This window comes from Aestuariibaculum lutulentum (assembly GCF_032926325.1).
Taxonomy (GTDB): Bacteria; Bacteroidota; Bacteroidia; order Flavobacteriales; family Flavobacteriaceae; genus Aestuariibaculum; species Aestuariibaculum lutulentum.
Genome location: NZ_CP136709.1, coordinates 2,299,537 through 2,324,991 on the forward strand (window position 1 = coordinate 2,299,537; position 25,455 = coordinate 2,324,991).

At 35.4% G+C, this 25,455-nt stretch carries 28 protein-coding genes and 1 tRNA gene; 15 read left to right on the top strand and 14 right to left on the bottom strand.

Translation table 11 applies throughout. The features are described 5' to 3' along the window. Positions 1-156 precede the first annotated feature (156 nt). The 6 genes from R1X58_RS09745 (at position 157) to nqrF (ending at position 6,352) form a co-directional block, all read left to right on the top strand. A complete protein-coding gene (locus tag R1X58_RS09745; RefSeq protein WP_240574730.1) occupies positions 157-1,512 on the top strand; it encodes a Na(+)-translocating NADH-quinone reductase subunit A in 1,356 nt (451 codons plus the stop codon). A 110-nt stretch (positions 1,513-1,622) separates the two neighbouring features. Then, positions 1,623-2,849, top strand: a complete 1,227-nt coding sequence (locus R1X58_RS09750; protein WP_240574731.1) for an NADH:ubiquinone reductase (Na(+)-transporting) subunit B — start codon at positions 1,623-1,625, stop codon at positions 2,847-2,849. Positions 2,850-2,851: 2 nt separating this feature from the next. Beyond that, positions 2,852-3,604 (top strand): Na(+)-translocating NADH-quinone reductase subunit C, encoded by a 753-nt coding sequence (locus tag R1X58_RS09755; RefSeq protein ID WP_240574735.1) that lies wholly within the window; start codon positions 2,852-2,854, stop codon positions 3,602-3,604. 4 nt (positions 3,605-3,608) lie between these two features. Continuing rightward, the gene (locus R1X58_RS09760) at positions 3,609-4,253 is read left to right on the top strand and encodes an NADH:ubiquinone reductase (Na(+)-transporting) subunit D (protein ID WP_188224532.1); all 645 of its coding nucleotides are present in this window, start codon (positions 3,609-3,611) and stop codon (positions 4,251-4,253) included. 46 nt (positions 4,254-4,299) lie between these two features. Next, positions 4,300-5,040 (top strand): NADH:ubiquinone reductase (Na(+)-transporting) subunit E, encoded by a 741-nt coding sequence (gene nqrE, locus R1X58_RS09765; RefSeq protein WP_240574738.1) that lies wholly within the window; start codon positions 4,300-4,302, stop codon positions 5,038-5,040. A gap of 4 nt (positions 5,041-5,044) precedes the next feature. Further along, on the top strand, positions 5,045-6,352 hold the full coding sequence (gene nqrF, locus R1X58_RS09770; protein ID WP_240574941.1) for an NADH:ubiquinone reductase (Na(+)-transporting) subunit F: 1,308 nt from the start codon (positions 5,045-5,047) through the stop codon (positions 6,350-6,352). A 67-nt stretch (positions 6,353-6,419) separates the two neighbouring features. Here nqrF and R1X58_RS09775 read toward each other — a convergent pair whose 3' ends face one another. From R1X58_RS09775 to R1X58_RS09790, 4 genes are all read right to left on the bottom strand, one after another. Beyond that, the gene (locus R1X58_RS09775) at positions 6,420-7,010 is read right to left on the bottom strand and encodes a c-type cytochrome (RefSeq protein WP_240574740.1); all 591 of its coding nucleotides are present in this window, start codon (positions 7,008-7,010) and stop codon (positions 6,420-6,422) included. Positions 7,011-7,124: 114 nt separating this feature from the next. Continuing rightward, positions 7,125-7,517 carry a hypothetical protein gene (locus tag R1X58_RS09780; RefSeq protein ID WP_240574742.1) on the bottom strand — a complete coding sequence of 131 codons (393 nt, stop codon included), beginning with the start codon at positions 7,515-7,517 and terminating at the stop codon, positions 7,125-7,127. A gap of 59 nt (positions 7,518-7,576) precedes the next feature. After that, a complete protein-coding gene (locus R1X58_RS09785) occupies positions 7,577-8,032 on the bottom strand; it encodes a Na(+)-translocating NADH-quinone reductase subunit F (protein WP_240574743.1) in 456 nt (151 codons plus the stop codon). A gap of 58 nt (positions 8,033-8,090) precedes the next feature. Next, on the bottom strand, positions 8,091-9,530 hold the full coding sequence (locus R1X58_RS09790; RefSeq protein ID WP_240574750.1) for an SLC13 family permease: 1,440 nt from the start codon (positions 9,528-9,530) through the stop codon (positions 8,091-8,093). Between the two features lie 120 nt (positions 9,531-9,650). On the opposite strand from R1X58_RS09790, the gene R1X58_RS09795 reads away from it, so the two are divergent. Then, a complete protein-coding gene (locus tag R1X58_RS09795) occupies positions 9,651-10,028 on the top strand; it encodes a Na(+)-translocating NADH-quinone reductase subunit F (RefSeq protein WP_240574752.1) in 378 nt (125 codons plus the stop codon). A 1-nt stretch (position 10,029) separates the two neighbouring features. Then, entirely contained in the window at positions 10,030-11,004 is a 975-nt protein-coding gene (locus R1X58_RS09800; protein WP_240574753.1) for an FAD:protein FMN transferase, read from the top strand. Position 11,005: 1 nt separating this feature from the next. Here the strand turns inward: R1X58_RS09800 and R1X58_RS09805 are convergent, their stop codons facing one another. The 6 genes from R1X58_RS09805 to gpmI form a co-directional block, all read right to left on the bottom strand. Continuing rightward, a complete protein-coding gene (locus R1X58_RS09805; protein ID WP_240574756.1) occupies positions 11,006-11,374 on the bottom strand; it encodes a DUF423 domain-containing protein in 369 nt (122 codons plus the stop codon). A 17-nt stretch (positions 11,375-11,391) separates the two neighbouring features. Then, entirely contained in the window at positions 11,392-12,156 is a 765-nt protein-coding gene (locus R1X58_RS09810; protein ID WP_240574758.1) for a class I SAM-dependent methyltransferase, read from the bottom strand. Positions 12,157-12,161: 5 nt separating this feature from the next. Beyond that, positions 12,162-12,944: a DUF3050 domain-containing protein gene (locus R1X58_RS09815; RefSeq protein ID WP_240574760.1), complete on the bottom strand. Its 783-nt coding sequence runs from the start codon at positions 12,942-12,944 to the stop codon at positions 12,162-12,164. Position 12,945: 1 nt separating this feature from the next. Beyond that, complete coding sequence (map, locus tag R1X58_RS09820; RefSeq protein WP_240574763.1) at positions 12,946-13,764, bottom strand: type I methionyl aminopeptidase; 819 nt, start codon at positions 13,762-13,764, stop codon at positions 12,946-12,948. Between the two features lie 89 nt (positions 13,765-13,853). After that, positions 13,854-14,258, bottom strand: coding sequence for a BT0820 family HAD-type phosphatase (locus R1X58_RS09825; protein WP_240574766.1), 405 nt, complete (start codon positions 14,256-14,258; stop codon positions 13,854-13,856). A gap of 51 nt (positions 14,259-14,309) precedes the next feature. Then, positions 14,310-15,827, bottom strand: coding sequence for a 2,3-bisphosphoglycerate-independent phosphoglycerate mutase (gpmI, locus tag R1X58_RS09830; protein ID WP_240574769.1), 1,518 nt, complete (start codon positions 15,825-15,827; stop codon positions 14,310-14,312). A gap of 252 nt (positions 15,828-16,079) precedes the next feature. On the opposite strand from gpmI, the gene R1X58_RS09835 reads away from it, so the two are divergent. Continuing rightward, entirely contained in the window at positions 16,080-16,466 is a 387-nt protein-coding gene (locus R1X58_RS09835) for an ankyrin repeat domain-containing protein (RefSeq protein WP_240574772.1), read from the top strand. Between the two features lie 77 nt (positions 16,467-16,543). Here R1X58_RS09835 and R1X58_RS09840 read toward each other — a convergent pair whose 3' ends face one another. Next, positions 16,544-16,999 (bottom strand): GNAT family N-acetyltransferase, encoded by a 456-nt coding sequence (locus R1X58_RS09840; protein ID WP_240574779.1) that lies wholly within the window; start codon positions 16,997-16,999, stop codon positions 16,544-16,546. A gap of 321 nt (positions 17,000-17,320) precedes the next feature. On the opposite strand from R1X58_RS09840, the gene R1X58_RS09845 reads away from it, so the two are divergent. Next, positions 17,321-17,393, top strand: a tRNA-Gly gene (locus tag R1X58_RS09845). Between the two features lie 134 nt (positions 17,394-17,527). Here R1X58_RS09845 and pepE read toward each other — a convergent pair. Next, a complete protein-coding gene (gene pepE, locus R1X58_RS09850; protein WP_240574782.1) occupies positions 17,528-18,235 on the bottom strand; it encodes a dipeptidase PepE in 708 nt (235 codons plus the stop codon). A gap of 173 nt (positions 18,236-18,408) precedes the next feature. Here pepE and R1X58_RS09855 point away from each other — a divergent pair, with 173 nt between their 5' ends. The 5 genes from R1X58_RS09855 (at position 18,409) to R1X58_RS09875 (ending at position 23,488) form a co-directional block, all read left to right on the top strand. After that, entirely contained in the window at positions 18,409-19,206 is a 798-nt protein-coding gene (locus R1X58_RS09855; protein WP_240574785.1) for a hypothetical protein, read from the top strand. 88 nt (positions 19,207-19,294) lie between these two features. Continuing rightward, positions 19,295-20,095 carry a hypothetical protein gene (locus R1X58_RS09860; protein ID WP_240574786.1) on the top strand — a complete coding sequence of 267 codons (801 nt, stop codon included), beginning with the start codon at positions 19,295-19,297 and terminating at the stop codon, positions 20,093-20,095. 72 nt (positions 20,096-20,167) lie between these two features. Continuing rightward, a complete protein-coding gene (locus R1X58_RS09865; protein ID WP_240574787.1) occupies positions 20,168-20,671 on the top strand; it encodes a DUF6702 family protein in 504 nt (167 codons plus the stop codon). Positions 20,672-20,779: 108 nt separating this feature from the next. Beyond that, positions 20,780-23,086 carry a M1 family metallopeptidase gene (locus tag R1X58_RS09870; protein ID WP_240574789.1) on the top strand — a complete coding sequence of 769 codons (2,307 nt, stop codon included), beginning with the start codon at positions 20,780-20,782 and terminating at the stop codon, positions 23,084-23,086. Positions 23,087-23,200: 114 nt separating this feature from the next. After that, positions 23,201-23,488 (top strand): Sec-independent protein translocase subunit TatA/TatB, encoded by a 288-nt coding sequence (locus tag R1X58_RS09875; protein ID WP_240574791.1) that lies wholly within the window; start codon positions 23,201-23,203, stop codon positions 23,486-23,488. Positions 23,489-23,643: 155 nt separating this feature from the next. Here R1X58_RS09875 and R1X58_RS09880 read toward each other — a convergent pair whose 3' ends face one another. Together R1X58_RS09880 and R1X58_RS09885 are read right to left on the bottom strand one after the other, a co-directional pair. Continuing rightward, complete coding sequence (locus R1X58_RS09880) at positions 23,644-24,285, bottom strand: O-methyltransferase (RefSeq protein ID WP_240574794.1); 642 nt, start codon at positions 24,283-24,285, stop codon at positions 23,644-23,646. A 57-nt stretch (positions 24,286-24,342) separates the two neighbouring features. Next, on the bottom strand, positions 24,343-25,428 hold the full coding sequence (locus R1X58_RS09885; RefSeq protein WP_240574797.1) for an amidohydrolase family protein: 1,086 nt from the start codon (positions 25,426-25,428) through the stop codon (positions 24,343-24,345). Positions 25,429-25,455: the final 27 nt, after the last annotated feature.

Sequence of the window (25,455 nt, forward strand, 5' to 3'; positions counted from 1 at the left end):
ATCTTGTAAAGATATACAAAATTCATGCCTAGGCAATAATCTCTTATTTAGAATCTGTACAAATAACAAACTAAGGCATTACAATAACGTTTATTACTGAAGAAATTCAGTAAATTTGCGTCGCTTTTTAGACAACAAAATTCAATTATATAGCGTATGTCAAACGACATTAAGATTAAGAAAGGTCTGAATATAAAACTTAAAGGTGAGGCTGAAAAAACTGTTGAACAGGCAGTTATAAGTAAGTACTGCACGGTTAGACCTGAAGATTTCCACAGCGTAATTCCAAAACTTGTAGCTAAAGAAGGTACCACATTAAAAGCGGGTGAAACGATTTTTTATGATAAATCGAACGAATCTGTGAAATTTGTGTCGCCTGTATCTGGAACTGTAGTTGAGGTAGTTCGTGGACCAAAACGTAGAGTAGATGCTGTTAAAATAGAAGTTGATAGCGAACAAGTGTACTTAGACAACGGTAAGTTTGATGTCGATGCGGCTAACCCAGGAATGGTAAAGGCGCATTTATTGGCTTCAGGCTGTTGGCCATTTATCAAACAACGTCCATACGATGTTGTGGCTAACCCGTCTAAAACACCAAAGGCTATTTTTATTTCAGGTTACGCAAGTGCACCTTTAGCAGCCGATTTAGATTTTACTTTAAAAGGTAAAGAAGCAGAATTACAAGCTGCCGTTACTGCCATAGGGAAATTAACTGAAGGTAAAGTACACGTGTCTGTTGGTGCTAATTCTAATTCGCCTTTAGCAGGTTTATCTGGAATTACACTTCACAAAGTATCAGGACCACACCCTTCAGGGAATGTAGGTACATTAATTAACAGAGTAGACCCTGTTAATAAAGGTGAAGTTGTTTGGACGGTAAACGCACAGGATCTTGTTATTATAGGTGAATTATTGTTAACTGGTAAATTTAACGCAGAGCGTATTGTTGCTTTAGCAGGTTCTGAGATTGAAAAACCACGTTACTTTAAAACCAAAATTGGTAGCGAAGTAGCAACTATGATTTACGATAAAGGTATTACTCAAGACTCTAATGCTCGTGTAATTTCAGGAAACGTTTTAAGTGGAAAACAAGTAAGACCAGATGGTGCTTTAGATTATTACAGTAATGTAATAACTGTAATTCCAGAAGGAGATGATTACGATTTCTTTGGATGGAATAAACCGGTATTCAACAAAATTTCTACTTCTAGAGCATTAACCTTCTCTTGGTTAAACCCTAAAAAAGAATACAACTTAGATACCAATACAAATGGTGAACACCGTGCTTTCGTTGTTACTGGTGGTTACGAAGAAGTATTTCCTTTAGATATTTATCCATTACAAATTTTAAAAGCTTGTATGTATAAAGATTTAGATGAAATGGAAGCTTTAGGGATGTATGAAGTAGCTCCTGAAGATTTTGCATTAACTGAGTTTGTTTGTGTATCTAAGCAACCACATCAAAAAATTATTAGAGAGGGCTTAGATTTAATGCTTAAAGAAATTGGATAATTATTCCTTTTGTGAAGCAAAATGAAAAATGAAGTTTTCTTCGTTTTGTTAAGCAGAGTGAAAAATAAAATCTTATTCATTTTTCTAATTAAAAATGAAAACTATAAAAAATGAGTTTAAAAAATAAATTACATGTTTTAAAAGAAAAGTATAAAAGCACGAAGTTTGCTCCTGCATTCAACGCGCTTCATACCTTCTTATACTTGCCAAACGAGACCACTCACGGTGGAACTCATGTTAAGGCTGCAGATGATTTAAAGCGTACCATGAATACGGTTATCATGGCTATGATTCCGTGTTTAATTTTCGGAATGTTTAACGCAGGGTATCAACACAATTTAGCTGTTGGTTCTATCGATGCAGTTTCAGGTGGTTTCTTTAGTTCAGAATTCTGGACTTTAGCAAACTTCATGATTGGTTTCTGGAAAATACTTCCGTTAGTAATCGTATCTTACGGTGTTGGTTTAGGAATTGAGTTCTTATTCGCAATCATTAAAAAACACGAGGTTGAAGAAGGATACTTAGTAACTGGTATGTTAGTGCCACTTGTTGTACCTATCGATATTCCGCTTTGGATGCTTGCAGTAGCAGTAGCTTTCGGTGTTGTAATTGGTAAGGAAGTATTTGGTGGTACAGGAATGAATATTCTTAACCCGGCTTTAACCATTCGTGCATTTTTATTCTTTGCATATCCAACCTGGATGTCTGGAGATAAAGTATGGGTAGAAGGTGCTGTTGAAAGAACTAACGAGATTGCTGCTGGTGCTAATTTAGATGCTATTTCTGGTGAAACCATTTTAGGAAGCTTAGCGCAAGGAAAGGAATTTGCTTATTCAGTTTCAGATATGTTCTTAGGATTTATTCCTGGATCTGTTGGTGAAACGTCTACAGTATTAATCCTTTTAGGTGGTTTATTCTTAATCTTCACTAAAATTGGAAGCTGGAGAATTATGTTATCTTCTGTAGTAGGAGCTATTGTAATGGGATTAATCTTCAATCAGGTTGTTGATGCTGGTATTATTTCTGAAGCAAGTAAGTTCTATGGCTTAATGAGCACCCCATTCTGGCACCACTTATTAATTGGAGGTTTTGCTTTTGGTACGGTGTTTATGGCTACAGATCCTGTAACAGCTTCACAAACCAATAAAGGAAAATGGATTTACGGATTCTTAATAGGATTTATCTCTATCTTAATTCGTGTATTTAACCCGGCATATCCAGAGGGTGTAATGTTAGCGATTCTTTTAATGAACGTATTTGCACCAACTATCGATCATTACGTAGTTCAAGGTAATGTGAAGAAAAGAATGAAACGTTTAAAAGCTAAAGTTGCATAACGATGGAAAATAGAACAGACAAAAATTCATATACTATTCTATTTGCGATAGCAATGGTAGTAATTGTAGGAGCCTTATTAGCATTTACGGCTTCTTCATTAAGTCCGAAGATTTCAGAAAATATGCGTATAGAAAAACAACAAAATATTCTATATGCCATGGGAGTAAATAATAACGATGCTGGTAGTGCTGTGTTTGTAGATACCAAAGACGCATCAGAATTATTTGCTAAATATATCACTAAGCAAGAGGTTATCACAAATGGAAGCGTTTCTGAAGATAACCAAGCTTATTTAATCGATCTTAAAAAAGATAAAGCTGCTGCTGGTGGAGATGCTGCAAAGCGCAACTTACCTTTATTTATTGGAGAGAAAGACGGAAAGACATTTTACATTGTGCCAATCTACGGAAAGGGACTTTGGGATGCTATCTGGGGATATGTTTCAATGGATGAGAACATGGTTATTCAAGGCGCATACTTCGATCATAAAGGTGAAACACCAGGATTAGGAGCGAACATTAAAGAGCGTTTCTTTATGGACGATTTTATTGGAGAACATTTGTTAGATGCTAACGGAAACTTTAAAGGAGTGGAGGTAGCTAAAGGAAATGCCGATCCAACAAACGAAGATAAAACAGATAATGAGGTTGATGCTATTGCAGGAGCTACTATTACAGGTAATGGTGTTGCAGCAATGATTAAAAGCGATTTAAAGCTTTACAAACCTTATTTTGATAATTTAAAAAATAATTAATCGTATGGGACTTTTATCAAAGAAAGACGCAAAGTTAATTACAGATCCGTTAGCAGATAATAACCCAATTACTATTCAGGTATTAGGTATTTGTTCTGCCTTAGCGATTACAGCGCAGTTAAAAGCATCTATTGTAATGGCTGTATCTGTATTATTTGTATTAGGTATAGGTAACGTGGTTATCTCTTTATTGAGAAACATTATTCCTTCAAAAATTAGAATTATAGTTCAGTTAGTTGTTGTTGCAGCTTTAGTAATTATAGTAGACCAGGTATTAAAAGCATTCTCATACGAGTTAAGTAAAACCTTATCGGTATTCGTTGGGTTAATAATTACCAACTGTATCATTATGGGACGTTTCGAGGCTTTCGCTTTGGGTAATGGGCCATGGAAATCGTTTTTAGATGGTATTGGTAATGCTTTAGGTTATGGTGTTATTCTTATTATCGTTGGTTTCTTCAGAGAATTATTAGGTTCTGGTACATTATTAGGATTTAAAGTTTTGGGAGATCCAATCGAAAAAACAGGATTATATGCCATAGGATATGAAAATAATGGTTTCATGTTATTATCGCCAATGGCGTTAATCGTGGTAGGTATCATTATTTGGGTACAACGTTCTAGAAACAAAGCATTAATCGAAGACTAGTCTCTAATTTAGGATTCTGTTTTTCAGAATTCATAATTGAAAACATATGGAACATTTAGAATTATTTTTAAAATCAATATTTATAGATAACATGGTATTTGCTACGTTCTTAGGAATGTGTTCTTACCTTGCAGTATCTAAAAAAGTTTCAACAGCTGTTGGTTTAGGGGCTGCCGTTATTTTCGTAATGCTTATAACAGTACCTTTAAACTGGTTGTTAGATCAGTATATTTTACAACCAGGTGCTTTAAAATGGTTAGGTGAAGAGTATGCAGCTTACGATTTAAGTTTCTTATCATTCATCTTATTCATCGCTACTATTGCAACCATGGTACAGTTAGTAGAAATCGTGGTAGAGAAGTTCTCTCCATCATTATATAACTCACTTGGTATTTTCTTACCACTTATCGCAGTAAACTGTGCAATTTTAGGAGGTTCATTATTCATGCAATCTCGTGAAATCCCAACTTTAGGTTTAGCAACAGTATACGGTGTAGGTTCAGGTATTGGATGGTTTTTAGCAATCTTAGCAATTGCAGCTATACGTGAGAAAATCAGATATTCAAACGTGCCGCCTGCATTACGTGGTTTAGGTATTACCTTTATCATTACCGGGTTAATGGCGATTGGATTCATGAGTTTTGGTGGTATGTTAACTGGTGGTGATGATGAGGCTAAGAAAGAAGAGAAAACAGCTTCTGTTCAAGAGGAAACATCAAACGATCAGGTTGCTATAAATGCAGCTGAAACAGAAAAAGAAGAGTTAGCTAACAATACAAATAATTAAGATGATTTTATTAGCAGCAGGTACAACAGGAACAATAGTAGCAACGGTAGTAGCGTTCTTAATTATTACGCTTTTACTGGTTACCTTGCTATTAGTAGTAAAACAAAAGTTATCGCCTTCAGGGCCGGTAAAGATTACTATTAACGGTGAAAAGGAAATCGAAGTTGCCTCAGGAGGTAGTTTATTATCTACTTTAGGAAATCAAAAAATATTTTTACCATCAGCTTGTGGTGGAGGAGGAACGTGTATTCAGTGTGAGTGTCACGTAAATTCAGGTGGAGGAGAAGCACTTCCAACAGAAACACCTCACTTTACACGTAAAGAGTTACAACACGGAGCGCGTTTAGCTTGTCAGGTTAAGGTAAAACAAGATATGGATATCACAATTCCTGAAGAGGTATTTGGTATCAAAAAATGGGAAGCAGAAGTTGTACGTAACTACAACGTGGCATCCTTCATTAAAGAATTCGTAGTACGTATCCCTGAAGATATGAACTATAAGGCAGGAGGGTATATTCAAATTGAAATCCCTAAGTGTGAAATTAAATATTCAGATATCGATATTACAGCACACCCTGAAGAACACGAAACTCCGGATAAGTTCCAGGCAGAGTGGGATAAATTCGGATTATGGCCGTTAGTAATGAAAAATGACGATACGGTTGAAAGAGCTTACTCTATGGCTTCTTACCCAGCTGAAGGACGTGATATCATGCTTAACGTACGTATTGCAACTCCGCCATGGGATAGAAATAAAAATGGTTGGATGGATGTAAACCCAGGGGTAGCTTCATCTTATATTTTCTCAAGAAAACCAGGAGATAAAGTAACAATTTCTGGTCCTTACGGTGAGTTCTTTATTAACGAGTCTGAAGCCGAAATGCTTTATGTTGGTGGTGGAGCTGGTATGGCGCCAATGCGTTCACACTTATACCACTTATTCAAAACATTAAAAACCGGTCGTAAAGTGACTTATTGGTATGGTGGACGTTCTAAGCGTGAGTTATTCTACTTAGATCACTTCTATCAATTGGAGAAAGAATTCCCTAACTTCCGTTTCTTCTTAGCACTTTCTGAGCCGTTACCAGAAGATAACTGGAAAGTTAAAGCAGATATTGACTCTGAAGGTGATGGTTTCGTAGGATTCATTCACAATTGTGTTATTGATAACTATTTAAGTAAACACGATGCTCCAGAAGATATTGAATTATATTTCTGTGGACCACCGTTAATGAATAAGGCGGTACAAAAAATGGGAGAAGATTTTGGTCTTCCAGATGAAAACATCAGATTTGATGACTTCGGAGGATAGTCCAAAACTTATGATATAAAAAAAGCCAACTCAAACGAGTTGGCTTTTTTTATACGCTATATTTTTATTAATTAATCTTAGGAGGAATGTTGCTTGGTACTAAGTTGTCAATAGGTTTAATCGTTTTTAAATAGGCGAAAATAGCCTTTAAATCGTCATCAGGTAAATTTTTATACGATTGCCACGGCATTGGTGGTAATAGTGGTCTGCTGCCTTCCATACCTTTATAAAGACCTTTTTTAATAGCGGTTAAAAACTGTTTTTCACTCCACGAGCCAATACCAGTTGCGTCTGGTGTTAAATTGGCCCCGAAAGAAGTTCCCCATGGACCTGTCGCAGCAGTTAATCCCATATTAAATAGTAAATAGGATTTAGCTGTTTCTTCATCGTAAGGCGGTAAGATTTCATCTGCCGGATGTCCGGAAAGTAAACGATCAAAATCAAGTTCCATACCTTTTTCAGTAAACTTTTTTGGTGTATGACAATCATGGCAACCAATGGCATTGACTAAATGTTCGCCACGTTTTATAGGATCTATGGCGACTTCTTTTACTTCAACAGGTTCATAATCTTCGGTAGTTTCTTTTTTTTCTTTAGATATACATGCCATAAGTGAGGCACAGCACAAGCTAGTTAAAATAAATGATTTTGTTTTCATATAATGTTGGTTAGAGGTTAATTAAGTGAAAACTAAAAGTAAGAAAATATTTCTAAATGACTGATTTAAATCTTTTTAGGGTAATAATATTAGGTAAGTGTTTAAAAATAGATGCTATTTGGTATCTGTGATGTTTATTTCAACGTTATAATTATTTTGTTCAGAAGAAGTGGTATTTACCGGATAAGGTAAAACATCAAGTAATGTAAATTTAAAACCTTTTAAAATGGAATCTGTTTGAAAACCTCTGAATGTGTTTAAAGTAAAACTAGTATTTTCGTTTGGCGATTTTAATGAAAAGTAAACTTTAGCATTACCTTCCCATATGCAAACTACATCTTCCGGGCAACGCGAGTCTGAAATAGAATCAACACAAAGTTCGTAGTTTGAGTCAATAAGATTGTAACAGCGGTTATTTTTTAACTTGTAATTGCCATAGGATAAGATGTCATTTGAAGAACAAGAAATAATTATTAAGGACAAAAATAAGGAACAACAAACTTTCATGAACATTGGTTTTGGTATAAGATGCCCAGTTAATTAATTGGTTGCGCTTAGGAAAAGATTTATTTTAAAACCAACGACTTTTTTGAGATTCTCAAATTATCAAAAAGTTTGGTGTAGTCCATCACATTCGGGCTTTTATCTAACTCGCATAGTAGTTCAATAACCGCTTGCAGTCCTTTGAATAGATTGTCTTTGTTTGTTGGGTTTTCAGGCTTGTTATTTTTGAAATGCAATGGTAATTGATATCCACAGGCTTTTAAAAAAGTGACTTCAATAAGAAGTAATTCTGAAGGGGTATAACCGTTAAACCGTTTTCCGAAGGTCTCATTAACGTGACCAATATAATTGAGTTTCGTTGAGCCGTGATCATCAGAGAAGTGTTTCCAGGCATCTGAATGATCTAAAATGTTACCCACAGCACATTGTTTACAACACTCCGGATGAAGGCAATCATCGTGAAATGCCGTGTATAATTTTTTTATGGCAATATCTAAACGGTTATTAGCTGTTTTCATAATACAGATGCTTTTCCCTAATTTATTAAAAATCAGATCTCTTTCCAAAACGAGTGTGTTAAAATACTAAAGGCAATCCTATTTTGAATAGCAGAATGAGTAGTACTACCGATATAAGATTTAAAATGAACCCTACTTTAGCCATTTCACTCACCTTAATATAGCCGCTGGCAAATACAATGGCATTAGGCGGTGTCGCCATGGGGAGCATAAAAGCACAGCTACTGGCCATGGTTACTGGAATTAGTAAATATAATATCGGTACATCTAAACCTAAAGCAATACCTGCAACAACAGGAGCAAGAACGGCTGTTAACGCCACATTGCTCATTAACTCCGTCATGAATAACATAAGAATAATAAGTAATGAAGCCATGACTAAAATACTAATGTTACTTGTGGCAATGGTATTTGCTACCACATCAACAATACCAGTTGCCGACATGCCTTTGGCTAAAGCTAAGCCTCCACCAAATAACATGAGAATACCCCAGGCTAATTTTTGAGTATCTATCCATTCTAAAATGAATTCGCCACGTTTTAAGTTGTGAGGAATTGTAAACAGGAGTAATGCTCCAAACATACTTATCATGGTATCCGATAGTTCTAAACCTGGAATTAGGTTGTTAATAACTGTTCTGAAAATCCATAAAAAGACCGTAATACCAAAAATGACAAGTACCTGTTTTTCTTTGGGAGTAGTTTCTCCAAGTTTTTTTAGTTCATTATCGATAAAATCTTTTTCGGTATTAAATATTAATCCATTACAGGGGAAAAAGCATTTTACCATAACCAGATAAATGATTCCAATTAAAATAATTGAAAATGGTAAGCCCACAATCATCCATTTTATAAATGAGATTTCAATATGATATTCATTTTCCAATAAACCAATTAAAACCGAATTGGGAGGTGTGCCAATTACTGTGGCAATGCCTCCGGCATTTGCTGAAAACGCAATACCAAGCATGACGTTCAAAGCAAAATTTTTATCCTGTTTTGTAAATCCATCTTCATCATTAATCAGTAATTTAATCACCGAAAGTGCAATAGGAAGCATAACAACTGTACTGGCGGTGTTACTAATCCACATGCTCATAAATCCTGTGGCAATCATAAATCCCAGAATAACACGATTAGGGGTTGATCCTGTTTTTTTGATAATGGTTAAAGCAATACGTTTATGAAGATTCACCTTTTCTAAAGCCAAAGCCAATACAAAACCACCAAAGAATAGGAAAATGATTGGACTTCCGTAGTTGGCGCCTACATCGGCAATAGGCATGACTTTAAACAACGGAAATAAAAGTAAAGGGAGTAAGGCCGTAACCGAAATTGAAACCGCTTCTGTAATCCACCAACAAATCATCCATCCGGCAATCGCAATTACGGTGCTGGCATTGTCTGATATAGATTCAAAAGGGATTAAACGAAGGCATATAAAAAGAATAGGTCCTAAAAAAAGGCCGACTTTTTTAGATAGAGGATGTGGTGTCATAAATTGATATTAATTACAAAAATGAACCCTCAATTTGGTAAGGATTAAATAAGTAAGTGCTTTAAAGTTAAACATTTTTTAATTTTAGGGTAGGCGAATTTTTAATATTATTTTTGCAATATGAGTAAACCACTTACAGAACAGGAACTACATAATCTGGCTATGAATCATGTTGGAAAAGACTTGGAACAACGTGGTTTTGAGTTTGTAGCCGTAAACAGCAAATTAAAAAAGCATCCGCAATTTGTGTGTATCGACAAAAACAGTCAATACTATTTTGTGATTGTTAGAGCTGTAATTTTACCCGATAACCCTAACAATTACGATGTGGTTTGGATGGAAACCTTTAAAAAACATGCCAGAGATAAAAATGCAAAAGTGCTATATGCCGGAGTTGGCATAGGTAATGTTGAAGGCGAAAAAATGCCCATTTATTTAAACCAGGAATATTTAATGGAGTACAACGGTATTCAGGTTATTGAAACAAATCTTAATTAAGATGAAATTATTCTTAGCGTCTTTCTTGGCACTTGTTTTAGTGTCTTGTGAAACTTCAGTTAAAAACACCACCTTGGCTGGTCCTATATTTGGCACTAGTTATTCGGTGCTTTACGATTCAGAAGTTAATTATCAACCGCAATTTGATAGTTTGTTTGCTGTAATAAATAAGTCGATGTCTACTTATATTCCAACCTCTGATATTTCAAAAATCAACAGAAATGAAGATAGTTTGGTTGATGCGCATTTCGAGAAGGTGTTCAATACCTCAAAAATCATTTATAAAGCAACACAAGGTGCTTTCGATCCAACGATTGGTGCTTTAGTAAATGCCTGGGATTTTGGTCCTGCTGGAAAAATAGTGAATCTCGATAGTTTAAAAATTGATAGTTTAATGCTGTCGGTAGGATTTGATAAAGTCCAACTTAATAATCATATTTTAAAGAAACCCAAAGGCGCTTTTATCGATTTTAATGCCATTGCAAAAGGTTATGGTGTGGATGTGATTGGGCAGTTTTTAGAAAGTAAAAATATTAAGAACTATTTGGTTGAAATAGGAGGGGAAATAAGAACGCGTGGTATTAATGCTGAAAAACAATCGCCTTGGAAAGTGGGTGTAGAGCAACCACATTTTGACGGTACGCAATCTATTTTAAAGGGTATTACTGTAGTAAATGAAGCCATGGCTACTTCGGGTACGTACAGAAAGTTTAAGGTTGATGAAAACGGTAACAAATATGCACATATTATAAATACCGAAACAGGTTATCCAAGTAAAACGAATTTGTTGAGTATTTCGGTTATTGCGTCAGATTGTATGACGGCCGATGCTTATGCAACAGCGTTTAAGGCTATGGGCGTTGAAAAGATCAAGACGTTTTTAAATTCGCATCCGGAACTTAAAGTGTTTCTAATTTTTGAAAACGAACAGCATGAATTTGAAACCTTAAGTCTTAACGGGTTTCCTGAAGCTTAATTTATAATGTTTCCAATAGAATAAACAACCAGCCTAAAATTAAAAGTAAACCTCCAAGAGGGGTGATTGGCCCTAAGAATTTTAATTTTTTGCCTTTAGCACTGCTTAAAACCAAGCCATAAATACTGAAGGAAAATAGTAATATCCCGATGGTAAAACACCAGTAAATGATTGAATTATTAAAGTTATTTAGGCCTAGAGCAAGTAAAACAATGGCGTGATACATTTGGTATTTAACGCCTGTTTCAAAACTTTTTAATAGTTCGCTGTCCGAAATTATTTTTTTTAGAGCATGGGCACCAAAGGCACCAAATATTACTGATAGCATACCATATAAAGTGCCTGTTATAATAAAATAGTGTTGTGCCATTTAATCTAATCTTAGTTTTATTTCCTTACCACAGGAATAATTTCGCCTTTAGCTAAGCAGTAGGTTTCAATATCCTGTTTAGAGAAATTTTTGGTGTAATCAGCTTCTTCAACCGTAAAACCAATAGAACGCAATTTGTCGAAATAATCACGACCATACACACGCACATGGTCATATTGTCCGAAGATTTTAGCGCGTTCTTTTTTATCGGTTATTGTGTAGTCTTCAAAAGTAACCTCGCGGTTTAAGTCCTGAGGAATTTGAAAAATTCCCCAGCCGCCTGGTTTCATCACACGATATAATTCCTGCATGGCTTTAGTATCATCAGGGATATGTTCCAGTACGTGATTGCATAAAATAACATCAAATTCATTATCCTTAAACGGTAAATCGCAGATGTCAGCTTTTACATCCGCAATTGGTGATAATAAATCAGTTGTAGTATAATCTAAATGCTTTAAGCTTTTAAAGCGTTTTAAAAAGCATTGTTCAGGGGCAAAGTGTAAAACTTTTAAGTTGTCGGTAAAGAAATTGGTTTCCTTATTCAAATAGAGCCACAATAATCTATGGCGTTCTAAACTTAAAGTTGAAGGTGACAACACGTTATTGCGTTGTGTGCCGTAACCATAAGGCAAAAACGTTCTGAACCCTTTACCGTCTATGGGATCGATAAAGTTGTTTCCTCGTAAAAAGAAAGCCAGAACCGGACGAATGATATAACTTAACCTGATTAATAAAGGTCGCGGAATAACATTCAGAATTATTTTAAAAAGCTTTTTCAATGGCGTTAGGCTTCAACTAAACGATTGGTTTGAATTAAGGCAGCAATGCTGTCCCAAAGGGCGATGCGGTGTTCTAAAGCTTGTTTCGCAGTTGCTAAAGCTTCATCCCATTTTTTATCATCTTCCTTGCATAATTCTTCAATCATTTTTAAAGATAACGGACCGTGCTCATCACCATCCAATTCAATGTGACGGTTTAAATAATAAGTGAGTTTACTATAGGTATTATCTTCAGTTTTTGACTGATTTATAATTTGAAAGAACATATCAGGAATGACATCTTCACGACCAAAAGTAAATGCCGAAGCAATAACATGCGGTTTTTTAGTGTCAATAACATCGAATGAAAACTGAATGAAATTTAATGTTTCGGCTTCCAGTTTTGCTTTTAAGCCTGCATCGGTAATTGAAAGTCCTTCTTTTATGAAATCGATAAATGTATTAATCTGTTTTGTATTGGCACCAACCTGAAGCATGGCATCTAAGTACATTTCATAATGACTCTTAGGCTCGCCAAGTTCGTTAACATCACTTTCTTCACCTAAAACAATTTCATTTATAAATCTTGAGGTTGCCGGATTAGCCACAGGCACCCAAGGTAGGGTAGTTGTGGTTAACTGGTTTTGAAGTGATTTTAACAGCGACATAAAATCCCAAACTGCAAAAACGTGTTGTTCCATAAAGGTTTTAACATCGTCGATAGCGTTTAAGTCACTATATAATTTATGATTGTTTAACTGAGCTCTTAAAGGAGCAAGCTCTTGTTCAATACGTTCAATTTGGTTCATGTTAAAGAACTAATGCTTTTTGTCTGAATTCGTCTTCTTCGTTTGATGTGATGCCTAAAGCATCGTAGATATAAGCAAAGGTTGAAAGTAATTCTGGTTTGCCATCAACAATAGCTACATCATGCTCGAAGTGCGCACTTGGTTTGTTATCTAAAGTGGTAATGGTCCAACCATCTCTATGCTGCTGAATACGGTGTGTTCCCATGTTGATCATAGGTTCGATAGCAACAACCATACCTTCAACAAACTTTTTACCACGACCGCGTTTTCCGTAGTTTGGCATTTCAGGGTCTTCGTGCATTTTTCTACCTAATCCATGACCTACCAATTCGCGAACAACGCCGTAACCGCGATCTTCACAATATTTTTGAATGGCAAAACCAACATCACCAACACGATTATTTATTTTGAATTCACGAATACCAATGTAAAGTGATTCTTTTGTAACCTGAAGTAGCTTTTCAGTTTCAGGGTCAATTTCACCAACGGCAAAGGTATAGGCATGATCACCATAAAAACCATTTTTTAAAGCTCCGCAGTCAATTGAAATAATATCGCCTTCAACTAAAGGATCATTATTAGGAATACCATGAACCACTTGTGAGTTTGGACTCATACAAAGGGTGTTCGGGAAATCGTATAAGCCTAAAAATCCTGGAATAGCGCCATGATCTCTAATACACTCTTCGGCAATTTTATCAAGTTGTAATGTTGTTACACCTGGTTTTACGGCTTTTGCTATTTCTCCTAAAGTTTTAGATACGATTAAGGCACTTTCGCGCATTAATTCAATTTCTTCTCTGGTTTTAATCTGAATCATGTGTCAAAAAAATATGGGCAAAGATACTTAAAATAGTGGGAATGACTTTTGAATGAAAGGAATAATTAACATTACCGATGAAAGGTAGATTATTTGAAAATTCTGAAAAAGCCTTTCTTTTTTTCTTCTTCCTTTGGTTCGGTATTGGTTACCATTTGGTAAATTTCACCCCAACCCGGAAACCCGCCAATATTTCTATCGTCGATGAATAAATCGGCGTGAATTTTTCGGCTTGAATTATTACTGAAATCCTCTTCTGGATAACTGCGGTTTACGGCATAAAATGTAATGCCATGTTCTTTGCAAAAATTAACCGCATCATCTAATTTACTGCCATGGCGGTAAGTCCATAAAATAAGCCGATGGCCTTTGTTTTGAAGCATTTTTAAAGTTTCAAAAGCAAAAAGCATCGGCTTTCCTATATTCGGGTAAGCATCTTCAACTATGGTGCCATCAAAATCGACAGCGATTATAAGTTGTGTGTTTAAATTCATTAAGATTATAAACTTGTTGTTTAAAACAAATGTACAATTTTAATTAAGAAATTAAACTAAAGCATGCTGTGTCATGGCAGCTGGCTGCTCAACGCCCATTAATTTTAAAATTGTTGGTGCTACATCACCTAAAATACCATCCTTGATAGATTTTAATTCGTTGTCGATTAAAATAACAGGAACAGGATTTGTGGTGTGTGCCGTATTTGGTGTACCATCTGGGTTAATCATAGTTTCACAGTTTCCGTGATCCGCGATTAAAATAGTTGTGTAACCGTTGTCAAGAGCTGTTGTTACTACATCTTTAACACATTCATCAACCGCTTCACAGGCTTTAATAGCGGCTTCCATAACACCAGTATGTCCAACCATATCTCCATTTGCAAAGTTTAAACATACGAAATCAACATCGCCTTTTTCTAATTCAGGAACTAAGGCATCACGTAACTCGTAGGCGCTCATTTCCGGTTGTAAATCGTAAGTCGCTACTTTAGGAGAATTTCTTAAAATACGCGTTTCACCTTCAAATTCTTTTTCCTGACCACCAGAGAAGAAGAAAGTAACGTGTGGGTATTTTTCAGTTTCAGCAATGCGAATTTGTTTTTTACCATTCTTAGCCAAAACTTCACCTAAAGTTTCCGATAAGTTGTCTTTGTTGAAAATTACATTAACGTTTTTATAGGTGTCATCGTAATTGGTAAGCGTTACATAATGCAGGTTTAATTTGTGCATGTTTTGCTCGTGGAAATCGGTTTGCGACAACGCTTCTGTTAACTCACGACCACGATCGGTTCTAAAGTTAAAGAAGATCACTACATCGCCGTCTTTTATTTTTGTTACAGGTTCGCCATCTGCACCAGTGATAATAATTGGCTTAATGAACTCGTCGGTAATATCGTTGTTGTAATTTTTTTGAACAGTATCGGTAACGTTGGTTGATTTCTCGCCAATACCGTTTACCATGGCATCGTAAGCTAATTTAACACGTTCCCAGCGTTTATCTCTATCCATAGCATAATATCTTCCGGTTACAGTAGCTAATTTTGCATTGGATTTTTCAAGGTGAGATTCTAATTCGGTTAAAAAGCCGAAACCAGATTTTGGGTCTACATCACGTCCATCGGTAAAGGCGTGGATGTAGGTGTGCTCTAAACCGTATTCATCGGCGGCATCAATTAAACCGAAAAGGTGCTTTATGTGAGAGTGAACGCCACCATCACTTAATAGACCAAGAAAGTGAACGTCTTTATTATTTGTTTTAGCGTATTCAAAAGCATCAACCAATACCTTCTCGGTATTTAAGGTTTTGTTTTCAACTGCTAAATTAACTTTTACTAAATCTTGATATACAATGCGACCGGCACCTAAATTCATATGTCCTACTTCGCTATTACCCATTTGTCCTTCAGGTAAACCAACGTGTAAACCGTCGGTTCGTAAGGTAGCGTAAGGGTATTTTGTGTAAAGAGAATCTATAAAAGGGGTGTTGGCATTGTCGATTGCAGAAACTTTAGGATCTGGAGAATTTCCCCAGCCATCAAGTATCATTAAGATAACTTTTTTGTTCATTATAATGTGTAATTTTTTCAGTATCAAATATACTGAAGTTTGTTAAAAAAAGGAAGATGAAACTGTTTAAAAACAGCCCCTTTTAGTGCTTTTTTGTGGTATAATTAAAAAAAGTGGATTCCGTTAAAGAAATGTGAATGATATGTTAAAAATGCAGAAAAGAATGGTTTTAATGTAACATATGTTACTTAATGTCGTCTGTTAAGTATAATCAAAAAACAAAATCATTAATCAAATCAAAATTCTTTCATCATGAAAAAAACAATCATTCTTTCAGCCATTGCATTATGTTTATCTGTAGTATCAGTTAATGCAAAAACAATCGAACCTAATGTTACAACTAGCAAAGTAACGTATTTTAAAGTCAACTCATTTTGTGTGTCTATTGCTAAAGGCGATATCGTTACCGTAAAAAAATTAATAGCCAGAGGTGAAGACGTTAACCAAAAATCTAACGGGATGACACCAGCTATGTATGCTGCGAAATATAATCGTGTTGAAATTTTACAACTTTTAATTTCTGAAGGTGCCGATTTAAAAGCAAAATGTGGAAAAGGTTATACAGCAAAAAAATATGCCGAATTACACGGTGCTAAAGATGCTCAGCAAGTTATTGAAATGGCATTGTCAAAAAAATAATTATAACACTTAATTTTATGATTATTTGAGTTAGTCGCTCAAAAAAGCCCTGTTTTTACAGGGCTTTTTTATGTTTGTTATTTTAAAGATTTGTACATAACATAGTGTAAGCCGATATCTGAAATATTGAATGGCTCACCAATAACTTTGAAATTGTTTTTCTTGTAAAATGTCTTTGCTACCTCGCGGGCGTTGCACCAAACGACTTGAATTTTCTTTTCTTTTAATAATGTGTCACCGTAGGCTACTAATAAATTACCGAGTCCTTTTCCTTGAAAAGTATCTAAAACGGCCATGCCTCTAAGTTGATACTGCAATGCTTCTGATAATAAATTAGTGGAGCTTTTAAAATAGGACACCACCCCGAGAAGTTGATTGTTGTTATAAATGCCTAAATGAAATGTGGTTTCCAAATTATCGCCATCAAAATTACAGGTTTCTATGGGTTTGCCAGGTCTTAAAACAGGATGTCTAACAGGAAATGTTTCAGGGGCACTTATTATTTTTATATCGTATGGGTGTTGCTTCGTCATGATTTGAAATTATCTATGAATTCAAACTTAAATAAAATTCAAATTCATACCTGTTTTAGAAAGGAAATTTATTCAAGTCATCAAAAATTCCATTACGATTTAATAAAACGGACATTTTTGAATCTTTTTTAAGCCAAATTTTAGTTCGAAAAACACTGAAAATCCCTTTTAATAACTGAAGTGAGCAGAAATTATTAAAAATAATTTTATCTAAATATGTTCAAAATCAATGTCTTAATTTTTTAATTGAAATTTTTTTAAAAAAGTTGCATTTTTTATTTGTGAAATACTCGAAGGTTTTTATATATTTGCAACCGCAATGCGGGAGTAGCTCAGTTGGTAGAGCGTCAGCCTTCCAAGCTGAATGTCGCCGGTTCGAACCCGGTCTCCCGCTCAAAAAGAAAAAGCCTCATCGCTAACAGACGAGGCTTTTTTTATTGCTAAAACTTAAGGAAGAAGTTTAATTTTTAAGTGTTAATCAAAATAAGAATAACTTCCTTTTAAAGCATCCCTTTCGGGATGCTTTTTTTATTTCAGGGTATTTAATTCGGTTTCAGGTTCTACTTCGCAAGGAGATTTTCCTTTTTCAAAAATTCGAGCGGTTAAATGTCCTTTTAAAACAATAGAATCTCCAGAAACTCGTAGCCAACTGCCTTCGCGTAAACCAACTACAGGTTGTGGGTTAAAACCGTGGAATTCTTTAATTCGTGTTTCTCTGGTTTCACCCATATGTTTACTATTGGTGTCCGGGTCTAAGTAATGTGGGTTAATGTTAAAGGGAACCAAAGCTAAGGCGTTAAAACTTGGTGGGTAAACAATAGGCATATCGTTGGTTGTTCTAATGGTTAATCCACAAATGTTACTGCCGGCACTCGTGCCTAAATAAGGTGTTCCGTTTTTTACAACGTTTTGTATAGCTTCAATTAAGTGGTTTCTGTGAAGCATATCGGTCAAAACAAAAGTATTGCCACCTCCGGTAAAAATAGCTTCTGCATTGGCTATAGCTTCAACCGGATTTTCAAATTCATGAATGCCTTTAACTGTTTTATTAATTTTGGTAAAGGCTGTTTTTACAATGTTTGTATATTCATCATGCGAAATACCTCCTGGTCTTGCGTATGGGATAAACAATATGGTTTCAGCTTCTTTAAAAAAAGTGTTTAATTCTTCTAATATGTAGTCTAAATATCCGCTGCCATGTATGGTTGAGGTACTGGCAATAATTATATTTTTCATTTTAATTAATTTATAAGGCAAAACTACACAAAATATTCTGTTGGTTTTTGTAGTAAGTTTCAAGCTAAAGTCTTATTTTTAAGAGTGAAATATTGTTTGTAGTTATCCAATAGATTTTTTCTGAATCTATTAAATATGTCATCTAATTTTAAAAAATCATAATTTTCCAACTCATGAAAAAAAGCTTGTTTTTTATTTTATTCGTTACCAGCTTAACTGTTTTTTCTCAAGATTTTAAGAGAATTGAAGTTGACGGGAAGATTATAGTTGAAAGTAATGATGTGTATGGTATTACGATCTACAATGCAACATCGAACAAAGTTGCGGTAACCAATGAAAAAGGCGAGTTTAAACTCGATGTTCGTTTGCATGATAATATTGAGGTGAGTGCTTTGCAGTTTGAAAATTTAAAGTTTGAAGTAAACGAAGCCATCATTGCATCAAGACAGATGAAAATCTTTTTAATTGAGGAGATTAACAAGCTAGATGAGATTGTGCTTATCCCAAATAGTTTGTCAGGTAATTTAGAGACCGATGTAAAAATGACTCAAAAGTTTAGTCCTAAATTAGATGCTTTATATTTTGGAATTAAACACCAAGATCAATTCGATTTTAAACCCGATAGTCAAACCCAGGCTAATAATATTGCAACACCAACACAACACATAACTATGATTAATGGTCTTAATATTGTGAATGTTGTAGACCAGTTGTTGTTGCCATTATTTCGATCTAAAGCACCAGAGAAAGAGGAAAAGGGGATTCCTGAGGTTCCATTAGAATCGGTTAAATATTATTTCAGTTCTACATTTTTGGTTGATAATTTTGGAATTCCAGAGCATCGCGTAGAAGATTTTATTCACTATGTGCAAGCCAGCGATTTTGATTATTCTTTATTGAGTTATGGTAAGGAAATGGAGTTTTTAGAGCATCTGCACGATAAAAGTGTTGCTTTTTTAAACGAGAAATAGCTCCAAAAGTCTTTTTAACAAAAGTTTAAATCTGTTTTTTAATTTATTTAAGAGATGTTGGGCGTTATTTAGGTTTTTAAACAGCATAATGCCAACCATTCAAAATTTTATTTTTATAAGTTTCATGCTTTTCAGCTATTTCGGGTTTTCACAAACTGTGGAAATATCCGGTATGGTGAATAGTTTTGTTGAGGTTGAAAATATTCATGTGCTCAATAAAGCAGAGCAGGCGTTTACCATAACCAATGCTCAAGGGGAATTTAAGATTAAAGCTAAATTGAATGATACTATTCAGTTTTCTTCTTTGGTACACCAGTCAAAATATGTGGTTGTTGATAAAAATATCATGATGTTTAAAGCCATGCGTGTCATGTTGGAAGAGCAGGTAAATGAATTAGATGAAGTTGTTGTAGGCAAGGTGTTAACCGGAAATTTATTTTCAGATATTAATAATGTGGATGGTAAAGCGCCAATTAATTTTTACGATGTTGGTATTCCGGGGTATACAGGTAGAAAGAAAACCCAAAGCGAACGACGTTTAAGTCAGGCAGGTGATTTTAAACCAAAGATGTTACCCGGTATGTTATTAGGGGGAGCTTCTTTTGATCCATTAATTAACGCTATTACGGGACGTACTAAAATGCTAAAAAAAAGAGTAGAGCATGAAGAATGCGAAGCCTTAATGCGAAGTGTTAAAGTACGATTGGCCTCCGATTTTTTTAGGTCTAATCCCTTAGATGAGGCCTATAGAATGGAATTTTTCTACTTCTGTGCCGACGATCCGAATTTTGTAAAGCGTTGTAAAAATCAAACCGATTTTAATATCCTGTTATTTTTGAGAAGTAAGTATAGAGACTATATGCAGAATAGGAGTGAGGGAAGTGATTAATCCGATTTGGTACACCTTTTGAAAGCATTTAAATACTTACATTCGTAATTCAAACAAACCTTTAAAATAATAATGAAATTATTTAAAATATCACTTCTTGTTTTCGCCCTGTCATTTTTGTCATTTGCGACGGTTCATAAATACTATATAAGTGTTACTCAGATAGATTATGTAGAAGAAAAGCAGTCGGTACAGATTATTTCCAGAATATTTATTGACGATTTCGAAAAGTTGTTAAGAGAGCGTTACGATGAGAATATTACGCTGGCAGGTAAAAATGAATCGGAATCGGTTGATGCTTATATGGAAAAATATTTGAAGGAAAAGCTAATGATTAAAATTAACGGGAAACCTGTTAATGTTCAATTTATTGGAAAAGCTTACGATGTTGATATTGCCAAGTGTTATCTGGAAATTGAAAAGGTAAAGTACATAGAAAACATAGAAATTACTAACGAAGTGTTATTCGATGTCTTTGAAGAACAGCAGAATATCGTTAAAACAAATATCAATTCGAAACAGAAAAGCGTCATACTATTTCCACAAAAGGCAAGTGTACTGTTAAAATTTAACTAAATAATAGTTTTATATTTTATTATTCGTTGCAATTTGGCGTTTTTTGTAATAATCAGTTAATGATTTTTTAATACAACTAAAATTCTTTTAAAAATTAACATTAATCACATGGTGAGATTTAAGTATTATTTTCTATCCGTATTTTTTGTTTCTACAGCGGCTTTTGCCCAAAATCAAGAAAAACAGGAGGTTAAAAAAGGCCATACAAATACCAATAAGTTCAGGCAATTGTATGATGAGTTTTCAACTCCTAATATGTACAGAGCGGCATCTGGAGCTCCAGGAACAGCTTATTACCAACAACAGGCAGACTATAAAATGGATATCGTTTTAGACGATAAAAACCAAAAAATTTCAGGATACGAAACGGTTACTTATACAAACAATTCACCAGATGATTTAAAATATTTATGGGTTCAGTTAGACCAGAACATGAGAGCTAAGGATTCTAAATCGCCGCTTATTGAAGGTTCTGGAGTATCTGATGTATTGCGCCCGTCTCAGTTTGTATCTAACTTTATGAAAGAACCTTTTGATGGAGGTTTTAATATTCAGGAAGTTTCAGATACCAGTGGAAAACCGTTAACGTATATGATTAACAGAACCATGATGCGTATTGAGTTGCCTGAAGTTTTAAAATCGGGTGGTAAATTCTCCTTTAACGTAAAATGGTGGTATAATATTAATGATCATGTTGATGGTCGTGGCCGTTCTGGATATGAGTATTTCCCAAAAGATGGTAACAGAACTTATATTATTGCCCAGTTCTTCCCAAGAATGGCAGTTTATAACGATGTTGAAGGATGGCAAAATACACAATTCTGGGGGCGTGAAGAGTTTGCTTTACCCTTCGGTGATTACGAAGTAAACATTACGGTGCCTTCTGATCATATTTTGGATGGTACCGGTCGATTAACAAATCGTAAGGAGGTATTCTCTAAAAAAATGATGGAGCGTTACGAGCAGGCTCAAAAATCGTACGACAAACCTGTGGTTATTGTAACTCAGGAGGAGGCTGCCGCAAAAGAAGGTCAGTTTGCTGAAACAACAAAAACCTGGAAATTAAAAGCAGAAAATGTTCGTGATTTCGCTTTCGCTACGTCAAGAAAGTATATTTGGGATATGATGGCTGTTAAAATCGGAGATCGCGATGTTATGGCAGTATCATTATATGCTAAAGAAGGTAATCCGTTATGGGGAGACTGGTCAACAAAAGTGGTGGCAAGTACTTTAGAGTCTTATTCAAGAATGACTTTCGATTACCCATATCACAAAGCCATTTCGGTGCATGCTAAAGAGCAGGGGATGGAATACCCAATGATTTGTTGGAATTATGGTCGTCCTAATGCAGATGGTACCTATAGCGATCGTACAAAGTATGGTATGATGGGGGTTATTATTCACGAAGTTGGACATAATTTCTTCCCAATGATTGTAAACAGCGACGAGCGTCAATGGACATGGATGGACGAAGGGTTAAATACTTTTGTACAGTATGTAGCCGAACAGGATTTCGGAAAAAAACACCCGGAAGCGTTATCGGTAGGTCATGACAATTTCCCATCAGATCGCGGACCAGCAAAAATGATAGTACCTTACATGGGTGGTGATCAAAATTTCATAGCGCCAATTATGAGTAAAGGAATAAACGTATACCAGTTTGGTAACAACGCTTATGGTAAACCGGCTACAGCATTAAATATTTTAAGAGAAACGGTAATGGGACCAGAACTTTTTGACTATGCGTTTAGAGAATACGCGCAACGTTGGATGTTTAAACACCCAACGCCTGAAGATTTCTTCAGAACCATGGAAGATGCTTCGGCATTCGATTTAGACTGGTACTGGAGAGGGTGGTTCTACACTACAGATTGGGTTGACATAGGTATTAAAGATGTTAAAAAATACTTTGTGTCTTCTAAGCCTAACAAATACATAAAAGACTATTTGGCAAAATCAGGAGGCTCGGTTAATAACTTAGTGCCTCTAGTATTCATGGTTGAAGAAGGTAGCGAAGATTATTCAGAAGATTTAAAAGAAGGTAGTTTAGTTGATAATTCAACATCGCTTAAAGAGTATTTAATGGACAACTTTACACCTGAAGAACGTAAAAATATTAAAGAACCTAAGTACTTCTACAATATTACTTTTGAAAAACCAGGAGGATTAGTAATGCCAATTATTGCTAAATATACCTATGCTGATGGAACTTCAGAAACAATAACTTATCCGGCACAAATCTGGAGATTAAACGATAACGAAGTAAGTAAAGCCATTGCTTCAGATAAAGAAATTGTAAGTATCGAAATCGACCCGAAAGAGGAAACTGCCGATGTCGATACCACAAACAACATCTGGCCTAAGCAGGAAGTTAAAAGTGAATTCGATCAGTTTAAACAAAAGATAAAATCATAAATCATAAGAAAAGCCAACACGAATGTGTTGGCTTTCTTTTTTTAACGAAACTCTTAACACATTTTCCGTTAAGAATATTTTTTAATCTGCTTAACAACTCCCTATATTTGTACTGTGATACTACAAACAACATTTTTATTCATTAGCGGGGCCGAGATAGCATTCATCCTATTTATTGCTATCATGGTGTTTGGAGCTGATAAGCTCCCGGAGATTGCTCGTGGTTTAGGTAAAGGTATGCGCACCATTAAAAATGCAACCAACGACATAAAACACGAAATCACCAAAAGTGCTGAAAGTAACGGCATCGATACCAGCTTTGTATCCGATATTAAAAAGGAAATAAACAGTGTTAAAGACGATGTTGAAGACTTTGCAGGTTCGGTAAAACGTAAAATGTAATTAATCTTTTTTTGTACGTTACCTAAAGGTCGCGCTTTACGCACTACACGGTAGTTTGCTTCAATCGCTAACGCAAAATAGAATTTTAGATATTTAGACCGAGTTAAAAGCTAAAATTTAGTCTAAAATCTAACCCGTCTAAGCAGTCTAAAAATCTATTTCTTCCTGCTAATCGTTAAGCCATCACGAATAGGTAATAATACCGTTTCAACTCTTGGGTCTTCCTTTAATAAGGTATTGTACTCTAAAACAATTTTGGTCGAATGGTCTTTGGGGTCTAAAGGTTCTACCACTTTACCATGCCACAATACGTTATCGGAAATGATAATCCCACCCGGATTTAATTTGTCAATAATTAAGTGAAAGTAATTCACATAATTCGGTTTATCGGCATCGATAAAAACCAAATCGAAGGTTTTATCAAGGTCAGGAATAATATCTATCGCACTACCTAAATGCTGAACTATTTGATGACCGTATTCCGATTTATCAAAATATTTACGCTGAAAATCGACCAGTTCTTCATTCACATCAATGGTATGTACTTCACCATCTTTTTGAACACCTTCTGCCAGACAAAGCGTCGCATACCCTGTAAAAGTCCCTAATTCCAATATGTTTTTAGGGCGTACCAACTTAGAAATCATACTTAGTACACGGCCTTGATACGGACCGCTAAGCATAATGGGCTGCAATATTTTTTGGTAGGTTTCACGTGTTAACTGCTGCAATAATTCAGGTTCGTTTTCAGAATGGGCAACTACATAATCGTCTAAATCTTCAGGTAAAAAATACATATGGGCTTGTTTTTAACAACAGATTGCAAAAATAGGATATTTTGAGTGAATAGTTTATTATCCTAATATTCTATCCACTAATTTTTGTTTCGCCACTTCATCATCACCATGTAGCCATTGAATCACGTTATTTTGCCAGATGGCATCACGGTCGTTTTCGTTAATGATTTTACGCTCCATAGCCAAATCTAAAATTTTACCAGGGTAGGAGGATTGTTTAATGCTTTCCATTTCACCTAGCGGATAAGGGTCATCTAAGCCCATCAACACCTGTTTAACGCCTTGGTTTTTTATCAATAATTCTAAAGAACCGGTATCGTGTACCAGCGTGTCGAAAAAGATGTTTTTATGTCCCACAGCTTTTCGCGGGTGGTGTTTGCCTTCAAACAGATCAGGACGTCCATCAAACCCTTGAATACGACGACCTAAATTAATTTGTGCTAATTGTCCCCCATGCGCAAAACACGTGCGCATATTGGGGTATTTTTCCTGATAACCGTTTAAGGTTAAAAAATGATAAGCATCGGCACATTGTGCCAACATCCAGATGAGGTGAAAGCGCCAGGAGGTATTTTCCAGTTTTATAAATTTTTCACCGTCGTAGGGGTGAATTTCTACAGCAAGATTGTATTTGTTAGCCAGTTCAAAAATGGGTTCGTTTTCTTCATCAAAAATACAACGCCAGGTACCAATGGTGTCCATATAGTGCGTTGGTAAACATAGCAGACCCATACCGTTTTCTTCTACACAACGCTCAATTTCCCAGCAGGCACTACGAACAAAGCCTGGGTGTACCACAAATCCGCAGGTAAATTTACTAGGGTACTGGTGTTGAATACGGGCATTAAAGTCGTTTTGGAAACGTAAGGCTTGTTTCATTTCTTCAACACGTAAACCATTGCCATAAAGCTGAGAAAGGTTTAAAACTACCGCATGGTCAATTTTGTAACGCTCCATCCATTCCAGTTTTTCATGAAGAAAGAAACTGGAATCCGTAACCGGACGTTTCCAATCTTTTTGTAGCATAAATTTTCGGTCTTTATCCACCCAAAAAATGCCTTTTTCACGCATAAAATCTGGAATTTCTTCAGGGTAGGGCAAAAGGTGTGAGTGTCCGTTAATTCGAAGTTTACGTTGTTCCATAGTTGTTTAGAACTGATTTCAATTTCT

What these genes read in the sequence shown, in the direction of transcription:
- R1X58_RS09745 (WP_240574730.1), top strand. Translation starts at nt 157, where the DNA reads ATGTCAAACGACATTAAGATTAAGAAAGGTCTGAATATAAAACTTAAA.
- R1X58_RS09750 (WP_240574731.1), top strand. Translation starts at nt 1,623, where the DNA reads ATGAGTTTAAAAAATAAATTACATGTTTTAAAAGAAAAGTATAAAAGC.
- R1X58_RS09755 (WP_240574735.1), top strand. Translation starts at nt 2,852, where the DNA reads ATGGAAAATAGAACAGACAAAAATTCATATACTATTCTATTTGCGATA.
- R1X58_RS09760 (WP_188224532.1), top strand. Translation starts at nt 3,609, where the DNA reads ATGGGACTTTTATCAAAGAAAGACGCAAAGTTAATTACAGATCCGTTA.
- nqrE (WP_240574738.1), top strand. Translation starts at nt 4,300, where the DNA reads ATGGAACATTTAGAATTATTTTTAAAATCAATATTTATAGATAACATG.
- R1X58_RS09775 (WP_240574740.1), bottom strand. Translation starts at nt 7,010, where the DNA reads ATGAAAACAAAATCATTTATTTTAACTAGCTTGTGCTGTGCCTCACTT.
- R1X58_RS09780 (WP_240574742.1), bottom strand. Translation starts at nt 7,517, where the DNA reads ATGAAAGTTTGTTGTTCCTTATTTTTGTCCTTAATAATTATTTCTTGT.
- R1X58_RS09785 (WP_240574743.1), bottom strand. Translation starts at nt 8,032, where the DNA reads ATGAAAACAGCTAATAACCGTTTAGATATTGCCATAAAAAAATTATAC.
- R1X58_RS09790 (WP_240574750.1), bottom strand. Translation starts at nt 9,530, where the DNA reads ATGACACCACATCCTCTATCTAAAAAAGTCGGCCTTTTTTTAGGACCT.
- R1X58_RS09795 (WP_240574752.1), top strand. Translation starts at nt 9,651, where the DNA reads ATGAGTAAACCACTTACAGAACAGGAACTACATAATCTGGCTATGAAT.
- R1X58_RS09800 (WP_240574753.1), top strand. Translation starts at nt 10,030, where the DNA reads ATGAAATTATTCTTAGCGTCTTTCTTGGCACTTGTTTTAGTGTCTTGT.
- R1X58_RS09805 (WP_240574756.1), bottom strand. Translation starts at nt 11,374, where the DNA reads ATGGCACAACACTATTTTATTATAACAGGCACTTTATATGGTATGCTA.
- R1X58_RS09815 (WP_240574760.1), bottom strand. Translation starts at nt 12,944, where the DNA reads ATGAACCAAATTGAACGTATTGAACAAGAGCTTGCTCCTTTAAGAGCT.
- map (WP_240574763.1), bottom strand. Translation starts at nt 13,764, where the DNA reads ATGATTCAGATTAAAACCAGAGAAGAAATTGAATTAATGCGCGAAAGT.
- R1X58_RS09825 (WP_240574766.1), bottom strand. Translation starts at nt 14,258, where the DNA reads ATGAATTTAAACACACAACTTATAATCGCTGTCGATTTTGATGGCACC.
- gpmI (WP_240574769.1), bottom strand. Translation starts at nt 15,827, where the DNA reads ATGAACAAAAAAGTTATCTTAATGATACTTGATGGCTGGGGAAATTCT.
- R1X58_RS09835 (WP_240574772.1), top strand. Translation starts at nt 16,080, where the DNA reads ATGAAAAAAACAATCATTCTTTCAGCCATTGCATTATGTTTATCTGTA.
- R1X58_RS09840 (WP_240574779.1), bottom strand. Translation starts at nt 16,999, where the DNA reads ATGACGAAGCAACACCCATACGATATAAAAATAATAAGTGCCCCTGAA.
- pepE (WP_240574782.1), bottom strand. Translation starts at nt 18,235, where the DNA reads ATGAAAAATATAATTATTGCCAGTACCTCAACCATACATGGCAGCGGA.
- R1X58_RS09855 (WP_240574785.1), top strand. Translation starts at nt 18,409, where the DNA reads ATGAAAAAAAGCTTGTTTTTTATTTTATTCGTTACCAGCTTAACTGTT.
- R1X58_RS09860 (WP_240574786.1), top strand. Translation starts at nt 19,295, where the DNA reads ATGCCAACCATTCAAAATTTTATTTTTATAAGTTTCATGCTTTTCAGC.
- R1X58_RS09865 (WP_240574787.1), top strand. Translation starts at nt 20,168, where the DNA reads ATGAAATTATTTAAAATATCACTTCTTGTTTTCGCCCTGTCATTTTTG.
- R1X58_RS09870 (WP_240574789.1), top strand. Translation starts at nt 20,780, where the DNA reads ATGGTGAGATTTAAGTATTATTTTCTATCCGTATTTTTTGTTTCTACA.
- R1X58_RS09880 (WP_240574794.1), bottom strand. Translation starts at nt 24,285, where the DNA reads ATGTATTTTTTACCTGAAGATTTAGACGATTATGTAGTTGCCCATTCT.
- R1X58_RS09885 (WP_240574797.1), bottom strand. Translation starts at nt 25,428, where the DNA reads ATGGAACAACGTAAACTTCGAATTAACGGACACTCACACCTTTTGCCC.